The organism is Janthinobacterium sp. BCJ23 (genome assembly GCF_059617945.1).
On record NZ_JCAQAW010000002.1, the window covers coordinates 861,835 to 881,708 of the forward strand.

Below are 19,874 nucleotides of genomic sequence, written 5' to 3' on the forward strand. Positions count from 1 at the left end.
CTTAAACGCGGATTAAGGATGGCGTCTCATTCATTACAAAGTGAAACATTCGTGACAAAAATTGCATCACCGCTCAGCGGCGAAGACCAAAGCGCTTTATTGGAATCAAAAAAGTCAATGGGCTGTTTTTCCGATTCTTGATGTGGATGATGTTTTTACGCGAAAAATTAATTCCTGCGGGAAACACTTAGTAACAAAACGCAAGCAACATGCTATCATCGCGCCCTGAAATCCAGCTTGCCCGTGCGCGGCTCCCACAGCCGGCGCGCCTCCGTTTCAGCAGTATCCCCACCAGATCCCCTCCCCGCGTGTCATGTCATGACCAGGAATGGCCGAGCTGATTACCCTTTGCCAGACTCAAACTATGCCTACAATTTCGTTCTCCCCCCGCCACTGGAGTGTCGGCGGCAAGATTACCGTGTTCACGTTTGCCCTCGTCAGCCTGATCCTCGCCAGCCTGACGACCTTGATCAGCATCCGCACCTCGACCGCCCTGGAACAGCGTGCCGAAGCGGCCGTCACCAGCGAACTCAATAGCGTCATGACGACCACGCAAGTGTTCCATACGGCCATGGTCAACGAGGCGGCCAGCTTCGCGCGCCTGTTCGCGGCCGAATTTCCCGGCCCGTTCACGGTCGACGCGGGCGCCATGGTGGCCGTGGCTGGCAAAGCCACGCCCGCGCTGGCCAACGGCGGCAAGGTGCTCAACCTCGACACGGCCCTGGTCGACCGCTACACGGCCCAGACAGGCGTGATCGCCACCATTTTTGCCGCCAATGGCGATGAATTCGTGCGCATCAGCACCTCGCTGAAAAAGCAGGATGGCGAACGGGCCATCGGCACCCAGCTCGACCACAATCACCCCAGCTATGCGCCGCTGCGCGCGGGCCAGCGCTTTGTCGGCATGGCCACCTTGTTCGGCAAGCAATACATCACGCAATACGATCCCGTGCGCGATGCGGGCGGCAAGGTGGTGGGCGTGCTGTTCATCGGCCTCGATATCAGCAAGAATCTGGCCATGCTGAAAGAGAAGATTCGCCAGGTCAAGATCGGCCAGACGGGCTACATCTATATCGTCGACACGGCCCCCGGCGCCAACTACGGCCACCTGGTGCTGCACCCGAACAGCGAAGGCAAGAGCGCGCTCGAGTTCAAGGCCAGCGACGGGCGCCTGTTCATCCAGGACATGCTGGCGCAAAAAGACGGCGCCATGCGCTACACGTGGACGGCGCCCGGCGAAACGGCTGCCAGCGCGCGCGAAAAGCAGCTGTATTACCGTCAATTCAAGGATTGGCAATGGATCATCGCGGGCGGCACGTTCACGGACGAGATCACGGCGGAAGCGCGCCAGATGCGCAACCAGCTGGCCGTTTCCGGCTTCATCGCCCTGCTCGTCTTCGCCCTGCTGCTGTACTGGCTCGTGCGCACCCTCGTGTCGCGTCCGCTGGCCGCCGCCGAAACGGCCGCCGCGCAAATCGCCGCCGGCGACCTGACGGTGCACCTCGACACCAGCAGCCTGGATGAAATCGGCCGCCTGCTGCTGGCCATGAACCGCATCAGCGACAACCTGTCGCAAGTGGTCGGCAACGTGCGCGGCAGCGCCGGGCAAATCGCCACGGCGTCCGGTGAAATTGCCAGCGGCAATCTGGATCTGTCGAGCCGCACGGAACAGCAAGCCAGTTCGCTGGAAGAAACGGCCGCCTCGATGGAGGAACTGAGTTCCACCGTGCGCCAGAACGTCGATCACGCCCAGCAGGCAAGCCGGCTGGCGCACGACTCGTCCAGCCTGGCGGCGACGGGCGGCGCGGCCGTGGCGCAGGTGGCCAGCACCATGGACGCCATCCGCAGCTCGTCAAGCAAGATCGCCGACATCATCGGCGTCATCGACGGCATTGCCTTCCAGACGAATATCCTGGCCTTGAACGCGGCCGTGGAAGCGGCCAGGGCCGGCGAGCAGGGACGCGGCTTTGCCGTCGTCGCCACCGAGGTGCGCACCCTGGCGCAGCGCTCGACGGCAGCGGCAAAAGACATCAAGGACCTGATCCAGGCGTCCGCCAGCACGGTGGACCTGGGCCACGCCCAGGTGAGCCAGGCCAGCGCCACCATGGATACCGTGGTGGCCAGCGTGCAGCAAGTGAGCACCATCATGGCCGAAATCGCGCAGGCCAGCGAAGAGCAGCGCAGCGGCATCGAGCAAGTCAACCAGGCCATCGCCCAGATGGACCAGGTGACCCAGCAGAACGCGGCCCTCGTGGAAGAAGCGGCCGCGGCCGCCGACGCCTTGCAGGAGCAGGCGCAGGAGCTGAACCAGGTGGTGAGTGTGTTCAAGCTGTAAGGTCATGCCTGGTGCTAAGATGGGGGGGAAATCCACATTGCCAGGAGACACGATGCACGACGACTACGTTTTAATAGCCCGGCTGATGATCCCCACGGATGCGCACGTCATCCGCGGCTGCCTGGCAGCGGCCGGCATCGACGTGCTGCTGACGGACGACCAGCACATGCAGGCCGACATGCTGCTGGCGGCCGCCATCGGCGGCGCCCGCGTCATGGTGCGCGAACACGACGTGGCGCGCGCCAATGACATCCTGGCAGCCTTCGAGCGGGGCGACCTGGCGCTGTCGGATGATGCCGATGTAGGTGCGCCCGTCGCTGATTAATTTACGAGTAGAAACAGCGCCCGCACGCCTGGCGGTAACTTTCGTTGCCGCCAATACTGATCTGCTCGCCTTCCTTGATGCGGCGGCCCTGCTCATCCACGCGGATGTTCATCGTGGCCTTCTTGCCGCAAGTACAAATATTCTTCAATTCCTCGATATCGTCGGCCAGCGCCAGCAGATAGGCCGAGCCGGGGAACGGTTCGCCCTTGAAATCCGTGCGCAAGCCGTAGCAGATGACGGGCACGCCCTTCACTTGCGCCAACTGGTGCAGTTGCTGCACCTGGGCCGTGCTGAGAAATTGCGCCTCGTCCACCAGCAAACAGGCGACCTGGGGAATATCGTCGAGGAAATTCGTGTCGGCATGGAAGATATCGACCTGGCGCTGCGGGCCCAGGCGCGAGGTGACCCGGCCCACGCCGTAGCGGCTGTCGATGGCGGCCGTGTACAGGCGCACCTGCTGGCCCTGCTCTTCATAGTTGTGCGCGACCTGCAACAAGGCCGTCGACTTGCCCGCGTTCATCGCGGAATACCGGAAATAAAGTTTTGCCACTGCCGCCTGCCCTGTCTGTCTGATTATTCTGGATACTGTTCAGCATCTTTTCGAGGCGTGATTATAAATCGCAATGGCGCGCTTGCGGCAGCTTAATAGTCGCGCCATTGGCGCGGCAAGCGGGCAAAAAACGGCGCATACTCGCATCGCGAACCTTGCCGCCGATATGCGAAGCGCGCATATGCAAGCATATAAACATTCGTTCGCCGCACTCGTCCGCCCGCCTACACTGCGCGGCACGGAAGGCGGCTCGGGACACAATCCGGAGCCGTTGTTTCTCTGACAGGAGCCACCATGAATGATCGAATGCCATCCCCATCCCAGCCGCCAGCGCTATACAAGCTGATCGGCAATACCCCGCTGGTCGAAGTGACCAGGCTCGACACGGGCCTGTGCCAGCTGTTCCTGAAACTGGAATCGCAAAACCCCGGCGGTTCCATCAAGGACCGCATCGGCCTGTCCATCATCGAGGCGGCCGAAGCGGACGGCCGTTTGCAGCCGGGCGGCACCATCGTCGAGGCGACGGCCGGCAATACAGGCATCGGCCTGGCCCTGGTCGGCCGCATCAAGGGCTACCGCGTGATTCTCGTCGTACCCGACAAGATGTCGACGGAAAAAGTGCTGCACCTGAAAGCCCTGGGCGCGGAAGTGCACACCACGCGCTCGGACGTGGGCAAGGGCCATCCCGAGTACTACCAGGATTACGCGGCGCGCCTAGCGCGCGAACTGCCGGGCGCCTTCTTCGCCGACCAGTTCAACAATCCCGCCAATCCATTGGCCCACGAAACGACGACGGCGCCCGAAATCTGGGAGCAAAGCGGCCATGACGTGGACGCCATCGTCGTCGGCGTCGGCTCGTCCGGCACCCTGACGGGACTGACCCGCTACTTCCGCAAGGCGCAGCCGAAGCTCGAATTCGTGCTGGCCGACCCGCAAGGCTCCATCCTCACGGAATACATCGACACAGGCAAAGTAGCCGACACGAGCGGCTCGTGGGCCGTCGAAGGCATCGGCGAAGATTTCATCCCGGCTATCGCCGACATGGACAGCGTGACGAAGGCCTACACCATCACGGACCAGGAAAGTTTTGATTCCGCGCGCGCCCTGCTGCGCGCCGAAGGCATTTTAGGTGGCTCGTCCACCTGCACGCTGCTGGCCGCCGCCCTCAAATACTGCCGCGAGCAGACGACGCCGAAGCGCGTCGTTACCTTTGTCTGCGACACGGGGACGCGCTACCTGTCGAAGGTCTACAACGATGGCTGGATGCGCGACCAGGGCCTGTTGCAGCGCGCCGTGTCCGGCGACTTGCGCGACCTGATCGGGCGCCGCTACGACGAGGGCGACGTCGTCAGCGTGGCCCCGGACGATACCTTGCTCACGGCCTTCAACCGCATGCGCGCCAGCGACCTGGCGCAACTGCCCGTCATCGATGGCGGAAAACTGGCCGGCATCATCGACGAATCGGACTTGCTGCTGCACGTCTCCAGCGACGCCGCCCATTTCGCGTCACTGGTGGGCGCCACCATGACAACGCAGATCGAAACCCTGGCGCCGTCAAGCGGCTTGCCCGCCCTGCGCGCCACCCTGGACCGGGGCTTGACGGCCGTCGTTGCCGACGATGCCGCCTTCTATGGCCTGATCACCCGCTTCGACCTTCTCAACCACTTACGCAGGACACTATCTTGAGCCAGGAAACCACCCGCAAGAGCCGCCTCGCCACGCGCGTCATCCACGCCGGCCAGTCGCCCGACCCGTCGACGGGCGCCATCATGCCGCCCATTTACGCCACCTCCACCTTCGTACAGGACAGCCCCGGCGTGCACAAGGGCCTCGACTATGGCCGCTCGCACAATCCCACGCGCTGGGCGCTCGAGCGCTGCGTGGCCGACCTGGAAGGCGGCAGTGCCGCGTTCGCGTTCGCCTCGGGCCTGGCCGCCATTTCGTCCGTGCTGGAATTGCTCGATGCAGGCAGCCATATCGTCGCCGGCGACGATATGTACGGCGGCACCTACCGTTTATTCGAGCGCGTGCGCCGCCGCTCGGCCGGTCACGAATTCAGCTATGCCGACCTGACCAATCCCGAGAACCTGCTGGCCGCGCTGCGCCCGGAAACGAAGATGGTGTGGGTCGAGACGCCCACCAACCCGATGCTGAAGCTGGCCGACTTGCGCGCGATCGCCGACATCTGCCGCGCACGGGGCATCATCGCCGTGGCCGACAACACGTTTGCCAGCCCGCTGGTGCAGCGCCCTTTGGAACACGGCTTCGACATCGTCGTCCATTCGACCACCAAGTATCTGAACGGCCACTCGGACATCATCGGCGGCATCGCCATCGTCGGCGCGGAAGAACGCCAGGCGGAATGGCGCGAACAGCTGGGCTTTTTGCAAAACTCCGTGGGCGCGATTGCCGGGCCGTTCGACAGCTTTTTAGCGTTGCGCGGCGTGAAAACCCTGGCCATCCGCATGCAGCGCCATTGCGAAAGCGCCCTGGCCCTGGCGCAGTGGCTGGAACAGCAAAAGGAAGTACGCAAAGTGTTTTATCCGGGACTGGCCTCGCACCCGCAGCACGCGCTGGCGCAGCGCCAGATGGACGGTTTCGGCGGCATCATCTCGATCGACCTGGACACGGATTTGGCCGGCGCGCGGCGCTTCCTCGAGCGCTGCGAGGTATTCGCCCTGGCCGAAAGCCTGGGCGGCGTGGAAAGCCTGATCGAGCACCCCGCCCTGATGACGCATGCCAGCATCCCGGCCGAACAACGGGCAAGGCTGGGCATCGGCGATGGCTTGATCCGGCTTTCGGTGGGGATCGAGGATATCGAGGATTTGCGGCATGATCTGCGCACGGCGCTGGATGCGATTTGAGTGGGGGATTGTCGGATTACGCTGCGCTAATCCGACCTACTGCTGCGAACTTGATGCGATTTAATGCGGTGCTTGTCGGATTACGCTACGCTAATCCGACCTACGGTATGCCGTGGCAGGTAGGTCGGATTAGCCCGCGAGGGCGTAATCCGACACCTCACCAACTTCACTCCCCCGGCCGGTACCTGCGCTCCAGGTGCCTGCTTACGTCTTCGGGATAAAACAGCACCTCCTTGAATTCGCCGCGTGCATACATGGCCGTCTGGTCCTTGAAATGGGGCGACGTCGGGTCGCCGCTCTGGCCACCGGCAAGGATGCTTTTCGCCTTGATGCGCGGGCCGAATTCCACGGCCGCGACAAAGCTGTTGCCACGCTCGCCGTAAATCCTGCGCGTGGTGCTCTTGCTGCTCTGTCCATACGCGGCCAGCGCGCCCCAGTTGCCCGACGCATAAGGCACGGGCAAGCTGGCTTGCGCATCGTCGAACGGCTGCACCACGTCGCCCGTCAGGCGCTGGAAGCGGTTGATCTCGCCCCAGGGCGTTTGCCAGTTGCCGAAATCGCGCTGCAGTTTATCGGCCGCCGTCGCCAGGGCGGCCAGCCGCTGTGCCGCCGTGACCTTTTCCGTTGCCAGAAAATCGACCACGGGTACGCCCTGCTCGCGCGCCTGTTTCCCTGCCAGTTCGGCCAGCTCCTGGCCCCAGAACACGGCCAGCGAGGTGGCGGTGGATGTCAGTGAATAGCGCCAGTCCCAGCCTCGCAGCAAAGCCACCTTGTCGGCCAGCGCCAGCTTTTGCGCGTCGCCCGCCGGCAGTGCATCGTATGCCGCGAACAGCGGCGGCAGCAGTGCTTCGAACGCCGTCAGTTCACTGTCGTACGAGGCGGCGATCAGGCTGTCGAGGGTAAAACCTGTTTTATTCTGGAAGACCTTGACGGCGTGCAGGCCGCGCGCGTTTTCGCCATACACGGACATGTAGGCGGGATAATCGTGCTGGCGCGGGCTGTTGGCGCCGGCCGCCGAATACGGCCAGTTGTTCGTGTTCTGGATCCAGCCATTCTGCGGGTTGAACAGGGTGATCGTTTGCGCCACCGTGTGCAGTCCTTTCCATTCCGTGGCCGGGTCGCTGCCGTCGACAGGCTGCCTCCAGTTGAAGCGCGGGTCGCGCACGGGGATGAAATTGCCGTGAAAGTAGGCGATATTGCCGTCCGCATCCGCGTACACGGTATTGTTCGAGGAATTCGTGCGCAGTTCCATGGTCTGGTAGAACGCGGCGTAATCGCGCGCCTTGGTGCGCGTGTACGACTGCGTCAACGCCTTCAACGGTTCGTTCATCAGGCGCACGGCTACCCAGCGTCCATCCTGGGCACGCACGATGGGGCCATGATGGCTGTAATAGACGGTAATGGTTTTCGAGCCCATGCCGCCGTTCGCCAGTTTATATGGCAAGGTAATCGGCACGGATTTCAAGGCGCGCAGGCCGCCGTCATAGCGGTAGAACCAGGCGCCATCCTTGTCGACGATGCTTTCCAGGTATTCGTCGATGACGTCGCCGCCACCCGAGGTATGCATCCAGCCGAGGCGGTCGTTAAAGCCCTGGTAGACGAAGAACTGGCCCCAGGTAACGGCGCCATATGCATTCAGGCCTTCGCCGCTGGTCACTTGCACTTCGGGACGGAAGTAGAACGAGGTGTGCGGGTTGATCATCAAGAGCGCATGGCCATTTTTCGTGATCGCGGGCGCGATGGCGAAACCGTTCGAGCCGCTCGGCTCCGGCTCCAATCCAGTTTCCACGCTGGCCAGCACCACGGTGGCGGGCCTGGTCTGCTGGCCGTAAAACGCTTCGAGCTGCGCCAGGTTGATCGATTCGATATCGCCGCCGATGCTGCCCTCGCTGAAACTGAGGGCCATCCACGGCTCGAAATGCGCGATCAGCCTGGGTTTGACGTGCGGATGCGTGGCCAGGTAAAAATTCAATCCATCGGCAAACGCATCCATCAACTTGCGCAGCCACGGCGGGCTGGCGCGGTACTGCGCCTGCAGCTCAAGCGGGTCGATGAAAAGCTTCATGCGCAGGTCGCGGTACAGCTCCCGTTCGCCCTCCACTTCCGCCAGCCGCCCCATGGCGTTGATGTAATTGAGTTCCACGCGCGGGAAATCGTCCTCGGCCTGCGCATACATCAGGCCAAAGACGGCATCCGCATCCGTCTTGCCCGTCACATGGGGCACGCCCCAGGTGTCGCGCGCGATGCTGACATGGGCAGCCTGCGCCTGCCAGCGGGCCATGTCTGTGACAGAAACGGCGGGCGCCGCCAGCACCGGGAGAACGGCAACGGCGCCGCAAGCGATGGCGGCAAACAAGGCACAGCGAGCTGGCATTCACTACTCCAATAATCAGGATGCGTCGATCAGGGCGGCAATCCGCTGGCTCAACTCGGTATTTTCCGCCTGCAGCTGCGCCACCTTCTGTTTCAGGCTGGCGATCTCGCCGCGCAGGCGCTCCGCCTCACCAGGTGCCTGGGCTGCGTTGTCCGCCCACGGCTCGTTACCCGTCTCCGGCGTATCCTGCGACACGTGAGGCACCTTCGGCTCGCGCGGCGTGCGCGTGGCGGCGCGCTGTTCGCGGATTTCCTTGGCCGCTTGGCGTAGCAGTTTTTTACCACCGGCGACGGCCGCCACCTGTTCTTCCGGCGGCAGGGACGCCACGGTGGCCGCCGCATTGATGGAGATCGTTCCGGAACGGACGGCTTCCACCAGTTCCGGCGACGCCGCTTTCTGGATTTTCTCGATCTGGCTGATCTGGTTGCTGCTCAGGCGGGCCACCTTGGCGACTTCTTCGCGCGTGCTCATGGGGGGCTTGGGCGCGTTTTCGCCTTCGGGCGCATCGGCCGCGCTGACGGGTGCCGGGCTGCGCGCGGCGACGATTTCCTTCTTGCGCAGGGCCAGCACGCCGCGCTGGAAGTCCGACACGCTGCGGCGCGCCAGGTGATTGTCGATCATCCACAGCATGACGTCGTCGAGCGAGCTAAAGCTGGTGTTCTGGATAGTCTTGAATTCGATGCCGTGCTGGCGGCAGATGGCGTAGCGGTTATGCCCGTCGATCAGCACGTCGTTCCACAGCACCAGCGCATCGCGGCAGCCTTCGGCCAGCAGGCTGCGCTCGAGCGCCGCGTACTCGCTGGCGGTGAGCGGGTCGATATACGACTGCAGCACCTGATTGATAGTGATATTCATGGTTGTCCTCAATATTGCGGCGCGATGGTCCGCGCCGGCACGAATGCTACACCATCCGACATGCCTGGCCGGGTAAAATCACGGCGGCACAGCTCATACAAAAACACGGACCATGAAAAGAAAGTACGCCACCGCGATCATTTTTGGCGTTGCCGCCATCGGCTTCACCTGGGTCAGCCCCTACATCGCCATGTACCGCATCAGCATCGCGGCAAAATCCGTGCGCCTGGAAACCCTGGCGCAGCAGGCCGACCTGCCCGCCGTGCGGGCCAGCGTGGCGCGCCAGCTGCGGGCGGCCGGCGAAACGGCCAATGAAGACGATTTCAAGGAAATGCTCGACACCATCGTCTCGCCGCCCGGCATCACGGTGCTGATCCTGCACGGCAAGCAGGGGGCGGACGGCAAGCGCCACGACTTCGGCATGGCATACCGCTCGTGGAATGAAGTGGTGCTGCGGCGCAGCGGCGCCGGCTCTGCGGCCAGCCAGTTCCTGCTGCGCCGCCATGGCATCTGGGACTGGAAACTGGCGGACATTACCTTGCCGCCGGAATTACTCTGACGAAACTTGATCTAAAACAACACTTACCTAAACCGCCATATTGATTTTGGGAAATATTATGTAGAATGCCAACACTTCAGGCGCACCGGGTCGCCAGGGATCCGAGAGATCGCAGATGAAAAGAATGATGCTTCTCGCTGTAGCGGTACTGGTCGCGCTGGCCGGCGTCTTCTATGGCAGCCCGTATTTCACCATGGACAAGATCCGCGCGGCCACCATGGACGAGGATAGCCAGGCTCTGGCTGCACAGATCGACCTGCCACAGCTGCGCGGCAGTCTCGGGCAGCAACTGCATGCCCTGTTCTCGGCGCCGGAAGTGGCCGACGACATCAGACCCGACGTGATCGATCCCTTGCTCGACACCATGCTGATGCCCGAAGGCATCGTCGCCTTGATGAAGCTCAATGACCGCTACGAAAAACCACTCGCCAAGGTCAGCGACATCAGCGGCCGCAAGCGCAACACCAAGCCCGACTACAAACTGCGCTACACCTCCTGGAACAGCGTCGTGGTGCAGCGCGCCCACAGCAAAAGCCATATCGGCGAATTGACCCTGAAGCGCGATGGCCTGTGGAGCTGGAAACTCACGTCGGTGGCGCTGCCCAAGAATCTGCTGGCCGACGCTTAAAACGGCCGCGCACTGCTATCATCTGCCCAACCACATTTCTTTGGAGGCAGCATGTCAGACCTGGTACAACACGCCCTGACCCACGCAGGCAAACCGGCCACCACGCCCTGGGTGGTGACCTTGATCAACGGTGAAAAACTCACCGGCCCCATTTCCCCGCTCAGCGACGGCTGCTACGCCATCGGCTTGGGACAGATCAAATACTTTTCCAGCGACAAGGTCGCCTGCCTGAATGTATCGGGCGCCGGCGCGTTTCCCATCTGATGACGGGGCCGGAGGGGCCGGACGCCACGGATCTGGCGGCACATCTGCAGGCGCTGGAAGCGGCGCTGCAAAGCCAGGCCGTGCGCGCCGACAGCGCCAGGCTGGCGGCATTGCTGGCCGACGAGTTCATCGAATTCGGCAGCTCGGGCACGCTGTGGACGCGCGCGGCGACCCTGGCGGACTTGCCGGCGGAGGACTTTTGCCCGCGCAGCATCAGCGATTTTCAGGCCCGCTTGCTGGCCGACGATGTAGCCTTCGTGACCTACCGCTCGCAGCGCCACGCCAGCGGCGCCCTGCCCTCCGGCGCCAGCTTGCGCAGTTCGCTGTGGAAGTGGCGCGATGGCCGCTGGCAGATGACCTTTCACCAAGGTACGCCGATACCTGTCTGAACAAGTATCCCATGTCGAAAAGTTGTTTTTTGACACGCAAAATCTGATTGATTTAATGAATTTTTTGTGTAACAATGAATTTAATAAATAAAACAAATAAATTATCTAAATCGGTTTTTTGAATTAATTCGATCCTCACACCACGAATCCGTGTTCTGGATAGAAAAGCACTGCGTAAGGCATGACCCGCTGCCAGGCAAGCGCCTGCCACTGGTCCCACGCAAGCCCCCTTTCTAATCGTCACCACGTATTTTGGGAGAGACATCATGGATAAATTCACCGTACGCACCCAGCTCACTCTGGCTTTCGGCCTGCTGGTCTTTTTCCTCATCGGCATCTCGATCCTGTCCGTGCGGAGTTTCTCCACCTTCAACGCCGGCTTTGACCAGTATGTCAACGGCATCACGGCCCGCGCCAATACGGCGCACCGCGTGCGTGACGCGATCGACATGCGCGCCGTGGCGGCCAGGAACCTGGTGCTCGTCACCAAGCCGGAAGACTTGGAAATCGAACGCAAGCAGGTCTTGCAGGCGCATGCCGATGTTGTCAAGAACATGCAGCAGCTGCTGCAACTGGCACAGCTGCCGGAAGTATCGGACGAGGTGCGCGCCATCATCAGCAAGATCGACAGCATCGAGAAACGCTATGCTCCCGTGGCGCTAGGCATCGTCGACCTGGCGCTGCAAAAGAAAACCGAACAAGCCATCGTCAAGATGAACGAGGAATGCCGTCCCCTGCTGGCCGCCCTCGTCGCCGCCAGCGATGAATATTTCGCCCTGACGGACAGGCACTCCGCCGTCATCTTGCAGGAAGACAAGGAGCACTACATTCTCAACAGGAATATCCTCATCGGCGCCAGCTTGCTGTCCATCGTGCTGGCGGGCCTGGCTGGCTGGCTCATCACGCGTAGCCTGCTCAAGGCGCTGGGCGCAGAACCGAAACAGCTGTGCGACGCCGTCAGCCTGCTTGCCGCCGGCGACCTGACAGGCAAACTCAGTGTTGCACCGACCGATAGCGTCAGCGTGCTGTCGGCACTGCAGCGCATGCAGGAGTCGCTGACCACGGTCGTATCCTCCGTGCGCCAGGATTCCGACACGGTCTCGCTTGCCGCCGAAGAAATATCGACCGGCAATGGCGACCTGTCGCTGCGCACGGAACAGCAAGCCAGTTCACTGGAAGAAACCGCTTCCTCGATGGAAGAACTCACGAGCACCGTGCGCAAGAATGCGGAAAATGCCCGCGAAGCCAATGTGCTGGCCACGACCGCATCGGACGTCGCCAGCAAGGGCGGCGCCGTGGTGGGCCAAGTGATGGGCACCATGGACCTGATCAGCGAGTCGTCGCGCAAGATTGTCGACATCATCAGCGTCATCGACGGCATCGCCTTCCAGACCAATATCCTGGCCCTGAATGCGGCAGTGGAAGCGGCGCGTGCCGGCGAACAGGGCCGCGGCTTCGCCGTCGTGGCCACTGAGGTGCGCGGCTTGGCGCAGCGCAGCGCCAGCGCGGCCAAGGAAATCAAGGCGCTGATCGATGATTCCGTGAGCCGCGTCGATGCGGGCTCCAGGCTGGCAGCGCAAGCGGGCACGACGATGTCCGAGGTGGTCGCCAGCGTCGCCCGCGTCAGCAACATCATCGCGGAAATCACGGTGGCCAGCCAGGAACAGTCCACCGGCATCGAGCAGATCAACCAGGCTGTCGCCCAGATGGATAGCGTCACGCAGCAAAACGCGGCCCTGGTGGAAGAGGCGGCGGCGGCGGCCGAATCGCTGCGCGACCAGGCCAGCCATCTGGTACAAACCGTGAGCATCTTCAAGACGCACGACAGCCATGTGGCGGCACCCGCGCCAGCACCTGCGCGCGCCAGCCGCAAGCCGCTGCGCCTGGTACCGGCGGCGGCCAGCAGCCCCGTCAAGCGCCAGGCCGCACCGGCAAAACACCGTTCCGTACAAGCGGAAGCCGTGACGGCCGGCGACTGGGAAGAGTTTTAATTGACCAGACCGGGCATGCGGCCACGCATGCCCCACGTCACACGCACAGGGAGATAGTCGCAGGCGGCGCCTCCCTGTCGCGCAGCAACAACAAGCCCCGTTCCAAAAAATCCGCGGCAGCTGTTGTATTTCCCGTGCCCGGGCACGGTCAGCGCCGCAAAAACCATCGCTCTGTTTGCGCTCCCGCAGGAAACCCCATCACCATGCCAGGCCGCTGTTGCGCTGGCACAAGCCTGCCGGCACTCCACTATGCACCCACCAGATATTGACGACAAATACGATTTTATTCGTGTATTCAGTCGAAACAGATATGAATAGCCGCCGCTGGAAAATGGCATGAATACCAAAACTTTCCGTGCTAGCATGATTTTTCGTTCAGCTGGCCAGCGCCAGCTTGCATGCCCCCAACAACCTCGACCGACAGGAGCCGTTTCATGATGACACCGCATGCCAGCACAGTACGCCACACCCTGATTGCCCTGGCAATCGCTGCCGCCTTCCCCTTGCAGGCGATGGCGCAGGCACAGGACAACGTCCCGGCGCCGGCCGCCGACGCCCCTGCCGCTCCAGCGGCACAGGCCGGTCCTGGCCAGCTGGAAACGGTGATCGTGACGGCGCAGCGGCGCGCGGAAAACATCAAGGACGTACCCATGTCGATCGCCACCCTGAAGGGCGACAAGCTCGACACCCTGACGGCCGGCGGCGCCGACATCCGCTTCCTCAACAGCCGCTCGCCCAGCGTGTCCGTCGAATCGGATTACGGCCGCACCTTCCCCCGCTTCTACATTCGCGGCCTGGGCAATACCGACTTCGACCTGAACGCCTCGCAACCGGTGGGCCTGGTGATGGATGATGTGGTGCAGGAAAACGCCATGCTGAAAGGCTTTCCCGTCTTCGACGTCGACCAGGTCGAGGTGCTGCGCGGCCCGCAAGGCACCCTGTTCGGCCGCAACTCGCCGGCCGGCGTGATCAAGTTCGATTCCGCCAAGCCCGTCTTCAAGACGGAAGGCTACCTGAGCGGCGGCTTCGGCAAAGATGGCATGAAGAACCTGGAAGGCGCCTTCAACGTGCCCGTCAGCGACACGGTCGCCCTGCGCTTTTCCGGCCAGACGCAGCGCCGCGACGACCGCGTGCACAACCCGCGCCCCACCGGCACGCGCGACTTCGAAGGCTATGAAGACAGCGCCGCCCGTCTGCAGGTGCTGGTCAAGCCCACGCGCGACTTCAGCGCCCTGTTCAACGTGCATGCGCGCAACCTCGATGGCACGGCCACCTTGTTCCGCGCCAACATCCTGAAACAGGGCACCAACGACCTGGTCGACGGCTTTGATTACGATAACTACCCGACCGACGGCATCAACCGCCAGCACCTGAAAACCAAGGGCGGCAGCATGCGCCTGAAATGGGACTTGCCGGGCGTCACCCTGCATTCGATCACCGGCTACGAAAAACTCGATTTCTTCAGCCGCGCCGACGTCGACGGCGGCTATGGCGCCGTATACGCGCCGCCGATGGGCCCCGGCTTCATCCCCTTCGTCGTGGAAACGGCCGACGTGATCCCCAACCACAAGCAGATTTCGCAGGAATTCCGCGCCGAGTCGTCTGCCCGCGGCCCGCTGCAATGGATAGGCGGCCTGTTCTATTTCAAGGAAGATATCCAGATCGACAGCATCGGCTTCAACAGCCTGGCGCCCGGCAATCCGCAAAGCCCGAACTACGCGACGCAAAACCAGAGCTCGAAGTCGTACGCGGCCTTCGGCTCGCTCAACTACACGGTCTCGGACGCCCTGAAACTGCGCGCCGGCCTGCGCTACACGACCGACAAGAAGGATTTCTCGGCCAAGCGTGTGGAAGCGACCACGGCCGGCCCCTTCAACCTGAACGACACGTCGCACAACGTCAGCTGGGACTTGAGCGGCACCTATGTGCTCACGCCGGAAACGAATGCCTACGCGCGCATCGCCACCGGCTACCGCGCGCCGTCGATGCAGGGACGCCTGAACGGCCTGGCCGACCGCCCTTCGTTTGCCGGCGCCGAGAAAGCCTTGTCCGTCGAGGCAGGCATCAAGCAGGACCTGTTCGACAAGCGCGCACGCCTGAGCCTGGCCGTGTTCCAGTACCGGGTCAAGGACAAGCAATTGACGGCCGGCAGCGGCGCTGTCAACATGAACCAGCTGATCAACGCCGACAAGGCCACGGGCCGTGGCGTGGAACTCGATTTCCAGGCTAACCTCAGCGATTCGCTCAGCATGACCCTGGGCGGCAGCTACAACCACACGGAAATCCAGGACAAGAAGCTGTTCGTGCAAAGCTGCGGCAACGCGCAAAACAACCCGGCCAGCGGCTGCACCGTGACCGACCCGCTGGGCCCGTTCAAGGGTACGGCCTACATCGACGGCAACCCGCTGCCGCGCGCGCCGGAATGGCAAACCAACTTCACCCTGAAGTACAGCATTCCCCTCGCCAATGGCGAATTCTACGCCTACACGGACTGGGCCTACCGCACCAGCTACAACTTCTTCCTGTATGAAGCGAAGGAATACAAGGCCAAGGAATTGCTCGAAGGCGGCTTGCGCGTCGGCTACAAATGGGACAAATACGAAGTCTCCGCATATGGCCGCAACATCACCAACCAAGTCCAGTCGCTGGGCGCGATCGATTTCGACAACCTGACGGGCATCGTCAACGAACCGAGGACGTATGGCGTGCAGTTCAAGGCGACGTTCTGACGGCCGGTAGATAAAACCGCGCTGTCCGGCGCAAACCGGACAGCGCGGCTCAGGCACAAGATGGCGTGATGCACATCACCTGTGCTAGAATCTCGCCGCGCTGCCCGGATGGTGAAACTGGTAGACACTGGAGACTTAAAATCTCCCGCCTGTAAGGGCGTGCCGGTTCGATTCCGGCTCCGGGCACCAGCGCACAGAATTTGGAAACGTCAGAAAAGCCATTAACTCCCAAGGGGTTAGTGGCTTTTTTTACGCCCTGGCATTTCTCTTGATCGAGAGTAAACCGGCAAAAGCCAGCGGCTAACAACTCTTATCAAAACCGCCTCGGACGGAAGGAAGTTGTGGTCCAGAAGCGCAACTCTACGAAGTACGGGGCCGCCGGAGCAGCAAGCATCTCAGGTCATAAATTACGACGCGCAGGAGGTTTTGACAAGCGTTCTATGCCAGATAGAATTCATTATCAATCATGCAAATTATACATTATTGAAATTTAAGCTATACCCATATGCTAAATTGATCCGATCTTCTTGAAGCAAAGAGCGCAATCGTGATAACGCACTCCACTTCTTTGGAGAAAATCAAAGGGATTTTCAATATTAAGTTTTCAACAGAACATATTGCGCCAAATTATCCATGGCCATGCTGCGGAAACGAATACTCGAATTGATCCGGATAGACGATAATCAGTACCACTTATTAAGCGACGCAAAACCTTGGCAAAGGCGGCAAATCGGTCTGCAAGTGTGGAGGAAAATGAAGGATCAGGTCATTTTTCATCCACTGCCGGCGCTTCGCAGTGGTCAAGTGGCATGAGGCGCCATGATGGTTTCCATGCTAAAGAGCTGCTTTACATCAACATTGTCGATTGCCGCAAGAATAGACTTCAATGCAGAACACAGTAATTGTATGCATGGCGAGCCGGTACTTCTATTTCGGTTGATTGCACATCGCAACAAACGTCATTCTCATTACCAGATGCCAGGCATTTTTCCTGCGGGTCTACCCACTCATCTTCCTAGATGAAATTTAGAGATTTCATTCAGTTTTCTTAAGGAAGCATTGATTATTTCACCGGTCGCCATTCCCTACGACGCATTGATCTGAGACAATATCGATATCACAATAGGCCGCCATTGATCATGCAAAAAAGCTTTTCCGACCTTGAATACGCCGCCCAAAAAAAACTGCCCCGGCGAATGACTCGCCGTTCGACCATTTGGCACGTCAACCTCGCCAGGAAAGGGAATTGATCAGCATTTCCCTGGCTAACGGTATTGCGGTGCAAAGCAAATACCCATGAACAAACCTGCGACAGTGGCCAAGACTGGGTAATCACACGATGCACCCAGGTAGGTCGTTGCGTTTGCAATCAACTTTTTGCGTACTCAAATGAAAAAAACTTTTGCAACCTTGTGCCTTTCGCGCGACCGCTTCCAGCGCGTATTGCCATTGTCACTGCTATGCGCACTCGCAGCCTGTGGCGGCGGAGGCGGAACTTCGGCGTCGACCCCGGCTCCGATCCTGGTTCCGGGCACGACTCCGTCAACATGCGAGAAATCGCAGTGCGCCCCCTCTCCCTGACGCCATGAACGCGAATCGTCCGATTGGCATCCAGGATAGACGTGCCAGCCCGCGTCAGCTTCGCCAAGCAACCTTTGCCACCTGATCATCTATCCACCAAACATCGCGCCCTGCAGCCACTCCACCATGTCCACAAACAATTCCAAACGCACGTTCCTGCGTAATTCGTTCGGTACGATGGCGTCTATTGCCGCATTGTCCGCATTCCCACCGGCAATCCGTCGTGCCCTGGCGATCGAAGCCAACAACGTCACCGGCACGATCAAGGATGTTCAACATGTCGTCATGATCATGTTGGAAAACCGCTCATTCGACAGCCACTTCGGAACCTTCAAGGGCGTTCGGGGATACGGTGACCGGTTCGCAGCACCATCGCCGAACGGGTACAACATCATGTACCAGACCTATACTCAGGCAAAACCTGCCGGAACGTATATTCCCTTCCGCCTTGATGAAACCAAGGGCAATGCGCAACGCGCCGGCAGCACACCACACACATGGGCCGACTCGCAGGCAGCGTGGGACCACGGCCGGATGAATCGTTGGCCAGACGCCAAGGGCCCCTTGTCCATGGGATATTTCGATACAGCGGAAGTGCCGTTTCAACGCGCGCTAGCCGATGCCTTTACCGTCTGTGACCACTATCACTGTGGCATGCACACGGGGACAATTGCAAACCGGCTATTCTATTTTACGGGCACAAACGGCCCCAACGGCCGGAGCCCCATCGATGGCAAAAAAGTGGAGATCGCTGTACTCAACAACCAGTACAACGGAGGCAATGACATCGGGCCTTCGAGCGAAGGATGGACTTGGACCACCTATGCAGACCGCCTGGAAAAGGCCGGGGTCCGTTGGAAGGTCTACCAGAGTCTGATCGACAACTTTGGTTGCAATGAGATGATGAGTTTTCGCCACTGGCGCGCTGAAATTGAAAAACTGCCCGCCAGTCGCCGTCCACTCCATGTTTCCGCAGTCGACATCACCCAGGATGTCACCCGCGCAGGTCCATTCTATGAATCCAGCATCGACGACGCCCTCAGCCCGTTGGCGAAGGGATTCCACAACACCATGCCCCATGGCTTTCTGGAAACCTTCCGCGAAGACATCAACAAAGGCAAGCTGCCAGCCGTTTCATGGATCATTGCACCTTCGGCCTACAGCGAGCATCCTGAGTGTTCCAGTCCTGCCCAGGGCGGCTGGTATGTCCAGCAGGTTCTCGATGCGCTCACGGCGAATCCGGATGTATGGAGCAAGACCGTTCTGCTGATCAATTTCGACGAGAACGACGGTTTCTTCGACCACCTGCCACCGCCGTGCGCACCATCGGTCAATCCTGACGGCAGCGTCGCAGGTGCCACCACGCTCAGCAAGGCCGACATCGCGGCCGAGTACCACAACCACAAGCCGGCAACCAATCTTCAACCGGGCATTGATGGCCGGCCATATGGGCCAGGACTGCGTGTGCCGATGTGGGTCGTTTCACCGTGGAGCCGTGGCGGCTGGGTCAACTCGCAGGTCTTCGACCATACCTCCGTGCTGCAATTTCTCGAGAAGCGGTTCGGCGTCCTCGAGCCACAGATCAGCGCTTACCGGCGTGCCGTCTGTGGTGACCTGACCTCCTGCTTTAATTTTGTCACCCCGAATGCCGGAGTGTTGCCAACACTCCCCGGGCATGGCAGCAAAGCGGATGTCGACGCGCTGGCACTAAGCCAGAGCACTGCCCGTACCCTGGCGAGACCGTTGGCGTCTACAACATCGAGGTTACCAGTGCAGGCTGGTGGTACCCGCCCATCGCGTGCCCTGCCGTATGTACTGCATGTGACGGCCCGCGCCGACTCCGGCGCAAAAAAAGTGACGCTGGTGTTTGCCAACGACAGCGGCAACCAGGCCGGCGCGGTGTTCCATGTGTATGACGAGCTGCATCTCGACCGGATCCCGCGGCGCTATGTCGTAGAGGCCGGAAAGACACTGGAGGGAAGTTGGGAAGTTGCGTCCGATGGGGGAGCGTACCGCCTGTGGGTGCTCGGTCCCAACGGCTTCCACCGCCACTTTATTGGCGACCTCAAGGAACAGGGCGATCCGAGAGGCCCGGAAATTCAGGCCTGCTATATGACGTGCAGCCCTACTGAACTCGCGCTCAAACTGCACAACAAAAGCAGCGCGCGCTGCTCATTCATAGTAGCGGCAGAAGCATATCGAAGCGACGGTCCCTGGATGGTAGAGGTACCCGCCGGCGAGGTGAGAACGCTTAACTGGTCGTTGGCCGACAGCGGCAACTGGTATGACTTCTCGGTTACCTGCAGTACTCAGAAGACTTTCCGGCGTCGTGTCGCAGGGCGAATCGAAAATGGCAAGGATTCCGTGAGCGACCCGTCGCTGGGAGTTTCATAGCTCAAAAATTGATCCTGAAGGTACAAATAAGACTGC

15 protein-coding genes and 1 tRNA gene are annotated in these 19,874 nt (G+C 60.9%); 12 read left to right on the forward strand and 4 right to left on the reverse strand.

Going from position 1 to position 19,874, the window contains the following annotated elements; all coding sequences use genetic code 11:
• Window positions 1-364 precede the first annotated feature (364 nt).
• Together AC54AG_RS09900 and AC54AG_RS09905 are read left to right on the forward strand one after the other, a co-directional pair.
• Window positions 365-2,335, forward strand: coding sequence for a methyl-accepting chemotaxis protein (locus AC54AG_RS09900; protein WP_319991282.1), 1,971 nt, complete (start codon window positions 365-367; stop codon window positions 2,333-2,335).
• Between the two features lie 52 nt (window positions 2,336-2,387).
• On the forward strand, window positions 2,388-2,660 hold the full coding sequence (locus tag AC54AG_RS09905) for a putative signal transducing protein (RefSeq protein ID WP_034755175.1): 273 nt from the start codon (window positions 2,388-2,390) through the stop codon (window positions 2,658-2,660).
• A 1-nt stretch (window position 2,661) separates the two neighbouring features.
• Here AC54AG_RS09905 and AC54AG_RS09910 read toward each other — a convergent pair whose 3' ends face one another.
• Complete coding sequence (locus tag AC54AG_RS09910; RefSeq protein WP_034755172.1) at window positions 2,662-3,210, reverse strand: thymidine kinase; 549 nt, start codon at window positions 3,208-3,210, stop codon at window positions 2,662-2,664.
• Between the two features lie 294 nt (window positions 3,211-3,504).
• Here AC54AG_RS09910 and AC54AG_RS09915 point away from each other — a divergent pair, with 294 nt between their 5' ends.
• Window positions 3,505-4,896: a pyridoxal-phosphate dependent enzyme gene (locus AC54AG_RS09915; protein ID WP_496630203.1), complete on the forward strand. Its 1,392-nt coding sequence runs from the start codon at window positions 3,505-3,507 to the stop codon at window positions 4,894-4,896.
• Window positions 4,893-6,074 carry a trans-sulfuration enzyme family protein gene (locus AC54AG_RS09920; protein WP_496630204.1) on the forward strand — a complete coding sequence of 394 codons (1,182 nt, stop codon included), beginning with the start codon at window positions 4,893-4,895 and terminating at the stop codon, window positions 6,072-6,074. The genes AC54AG_RS09915 and AC54AG_RS09920 overlap by 4 nt, the downstream gene beginning before the upstream one ends.
• Before the next feature lie 166 nt (window positions 6,075-6,240).
• Here AC54AG_RS09920 and AC54AG_RS09925 read toward each other — a convergent pair whose 3' ends face one another.
• Together AC54AG_RS09925 and AC54AG_RS09930 are read right to left on the reverse strand one after the other, a co-directional pair.
• A complete protein-coding gene (locus AC54AG_RS09925) occupies window positions 6,241-8,448 on the reverse strand; it encodes a penicillin acylase family protein (protein WP_496630205.1) in 2,208 nt (735 codons plus the stop codon).
• 15 nt (window positions 8,449-8,463) lie between these two features.
• Window positions 8,464-9,303 carry a hypothetical protein gene (locus AC54AG_RS09930; protein WP_496630206.1) on the reverse strand — a complete coding sequence of 280 codons (840 nt, stop codon included), beginning with the start codon at window positions 9,301-9,303 and terminating at the stop codon, window positions 8,464-8,466.
• Window positions 9,304-9,415: 112 nt separating this feature from the next.
• Between AC54AG_RS09930 and AC54AG_RS09935 the strand changes: the two genes are divergently transcribed.
• The 4 genes from AC54AG_RS09935 to AC54AG_RS09950 all read left to right on the forward strand — a co-directional run bounded on the left by AC54AG_RS09935 (window position 9,416) and on the right by AC54AG_RS09950 (window position 11,143).
• Entirely contained in the window at window positions 9,416-9,862 is a 447-nt protein-coding gene (locus AC54AG_RS09935) for a DUF2939 domain-containing protein (RefSeq protein ID WP_319991278.1), read from the forward strand.
• Between the two features lie 124 nt (window positions 9,863-9,986).
• Window positions 9,987-10,490 (forward strand): DUF2939 domain-containing protein, encoded by a 504-nt coding sequence (locus AC54AG_RS09940; RefSeq protein WP_496630207.1) that lies wholly within the window; start codon window positions 9,987-9,989, stop codon window positions 10,488-10,490.
• Window positions 10,491-10,541: 51 nt separating this feature from the next.
• Complete coding sequence (locus AC54AG_RS09945; protein WP_034755154.1) at window positions 10,542-10,754, forward strand: hypothetical protein; 213 nt, start codon at window positions 10,542-10,544, stop codon at window positions 10,752-10,754.
• Window positions 10,754-11,143, forward strand: coding sequence for a nuclear transport factor 2 family protein (locus tag AC54AG_RS09950; RefSeq protein ID WP_034755152.1), 390 nt, complete (start codon window positions 10,754-10,756; stop codon window positions 11,141-11,143). The genes AC54AG_RS09945 and AC54AG_RS09950 overlap by 1 nt, the downstream gene beginning before the upstream one ends.
• 52 nt (window positions 11,144-11,195) lie before the next feature.
• Here AC54AG_RS09950 and AC54AG_RS09955 read toward each other — a convergent pair whose 3' ends face one another.
• Window positions 11,196-11,411, reverse strand: coding sequence for a hypothetical protein (locus AC54AG_RS09955; protein WP_496630208.1), 216 nt, complete (start codon window positions 11,409-11,411; stop codon window positions 11,196-11,198).
• Between AC54AG_RS09955 and AC54AG_RS09960 the strand changes: the two genes are divergently transcribed.
• The 4 genes from AC54AG_RS09960 (at window position 11,410) to AC54AG_RS09975 (ending at window position 19,838) form a co-directional block, all read left to right on the forward strand.
• Window positions 11,410-13,134 (forward strand): methyl-accepting chemotaxis protein, encoded by a 1,725-nt coding sequence (locus tag AC54AG_RS09960; RefSeq protein ID WP_496630209.1) that lies wholly within the window; start codon window positions 11,410-11,412, stop codon window positions 13,132-13,134. The two genes, AC54AG_RS09955 and AC54AG_RS09960, sit on opposite strands and share 2 nt — an antisense overlap.
• Window positions 13,135-13,571: 437 nt before the next feature.
• Entirely contained in the window at window positions 13,572-15,863 is a 2,292-nt protein-coding gene (locus AC54AG_RS09965; protein WP_083292933.1) for a TonB-dependent receptor, read from the forward strand.
• Between the two features lie 102 nt (window positions 15,864-15,965).
• Window positions 15,966-16,052, forward strand: a tRNA-Leu gene (locus AC54AG_RS09970).
• A 1,518-nt stretch (window positions 16,053-17,570) separates the two neighbouring features.
• Window positions 17,571-19,838 carry a phosphocholine-specific phospholipase C gene (locus AC54AG_RS09975; protein WP_331776200.1) on the forward strand — a complete coding sequence of 756 codons (2,268 nt, stop codon included), beginning with the start codon at window positions 17,571-17,573 and terminating at the stop codon, window positions 19,836-19,838.
• Window positions 19,839-19,874 lie beyond the last annotated feature (36 nt).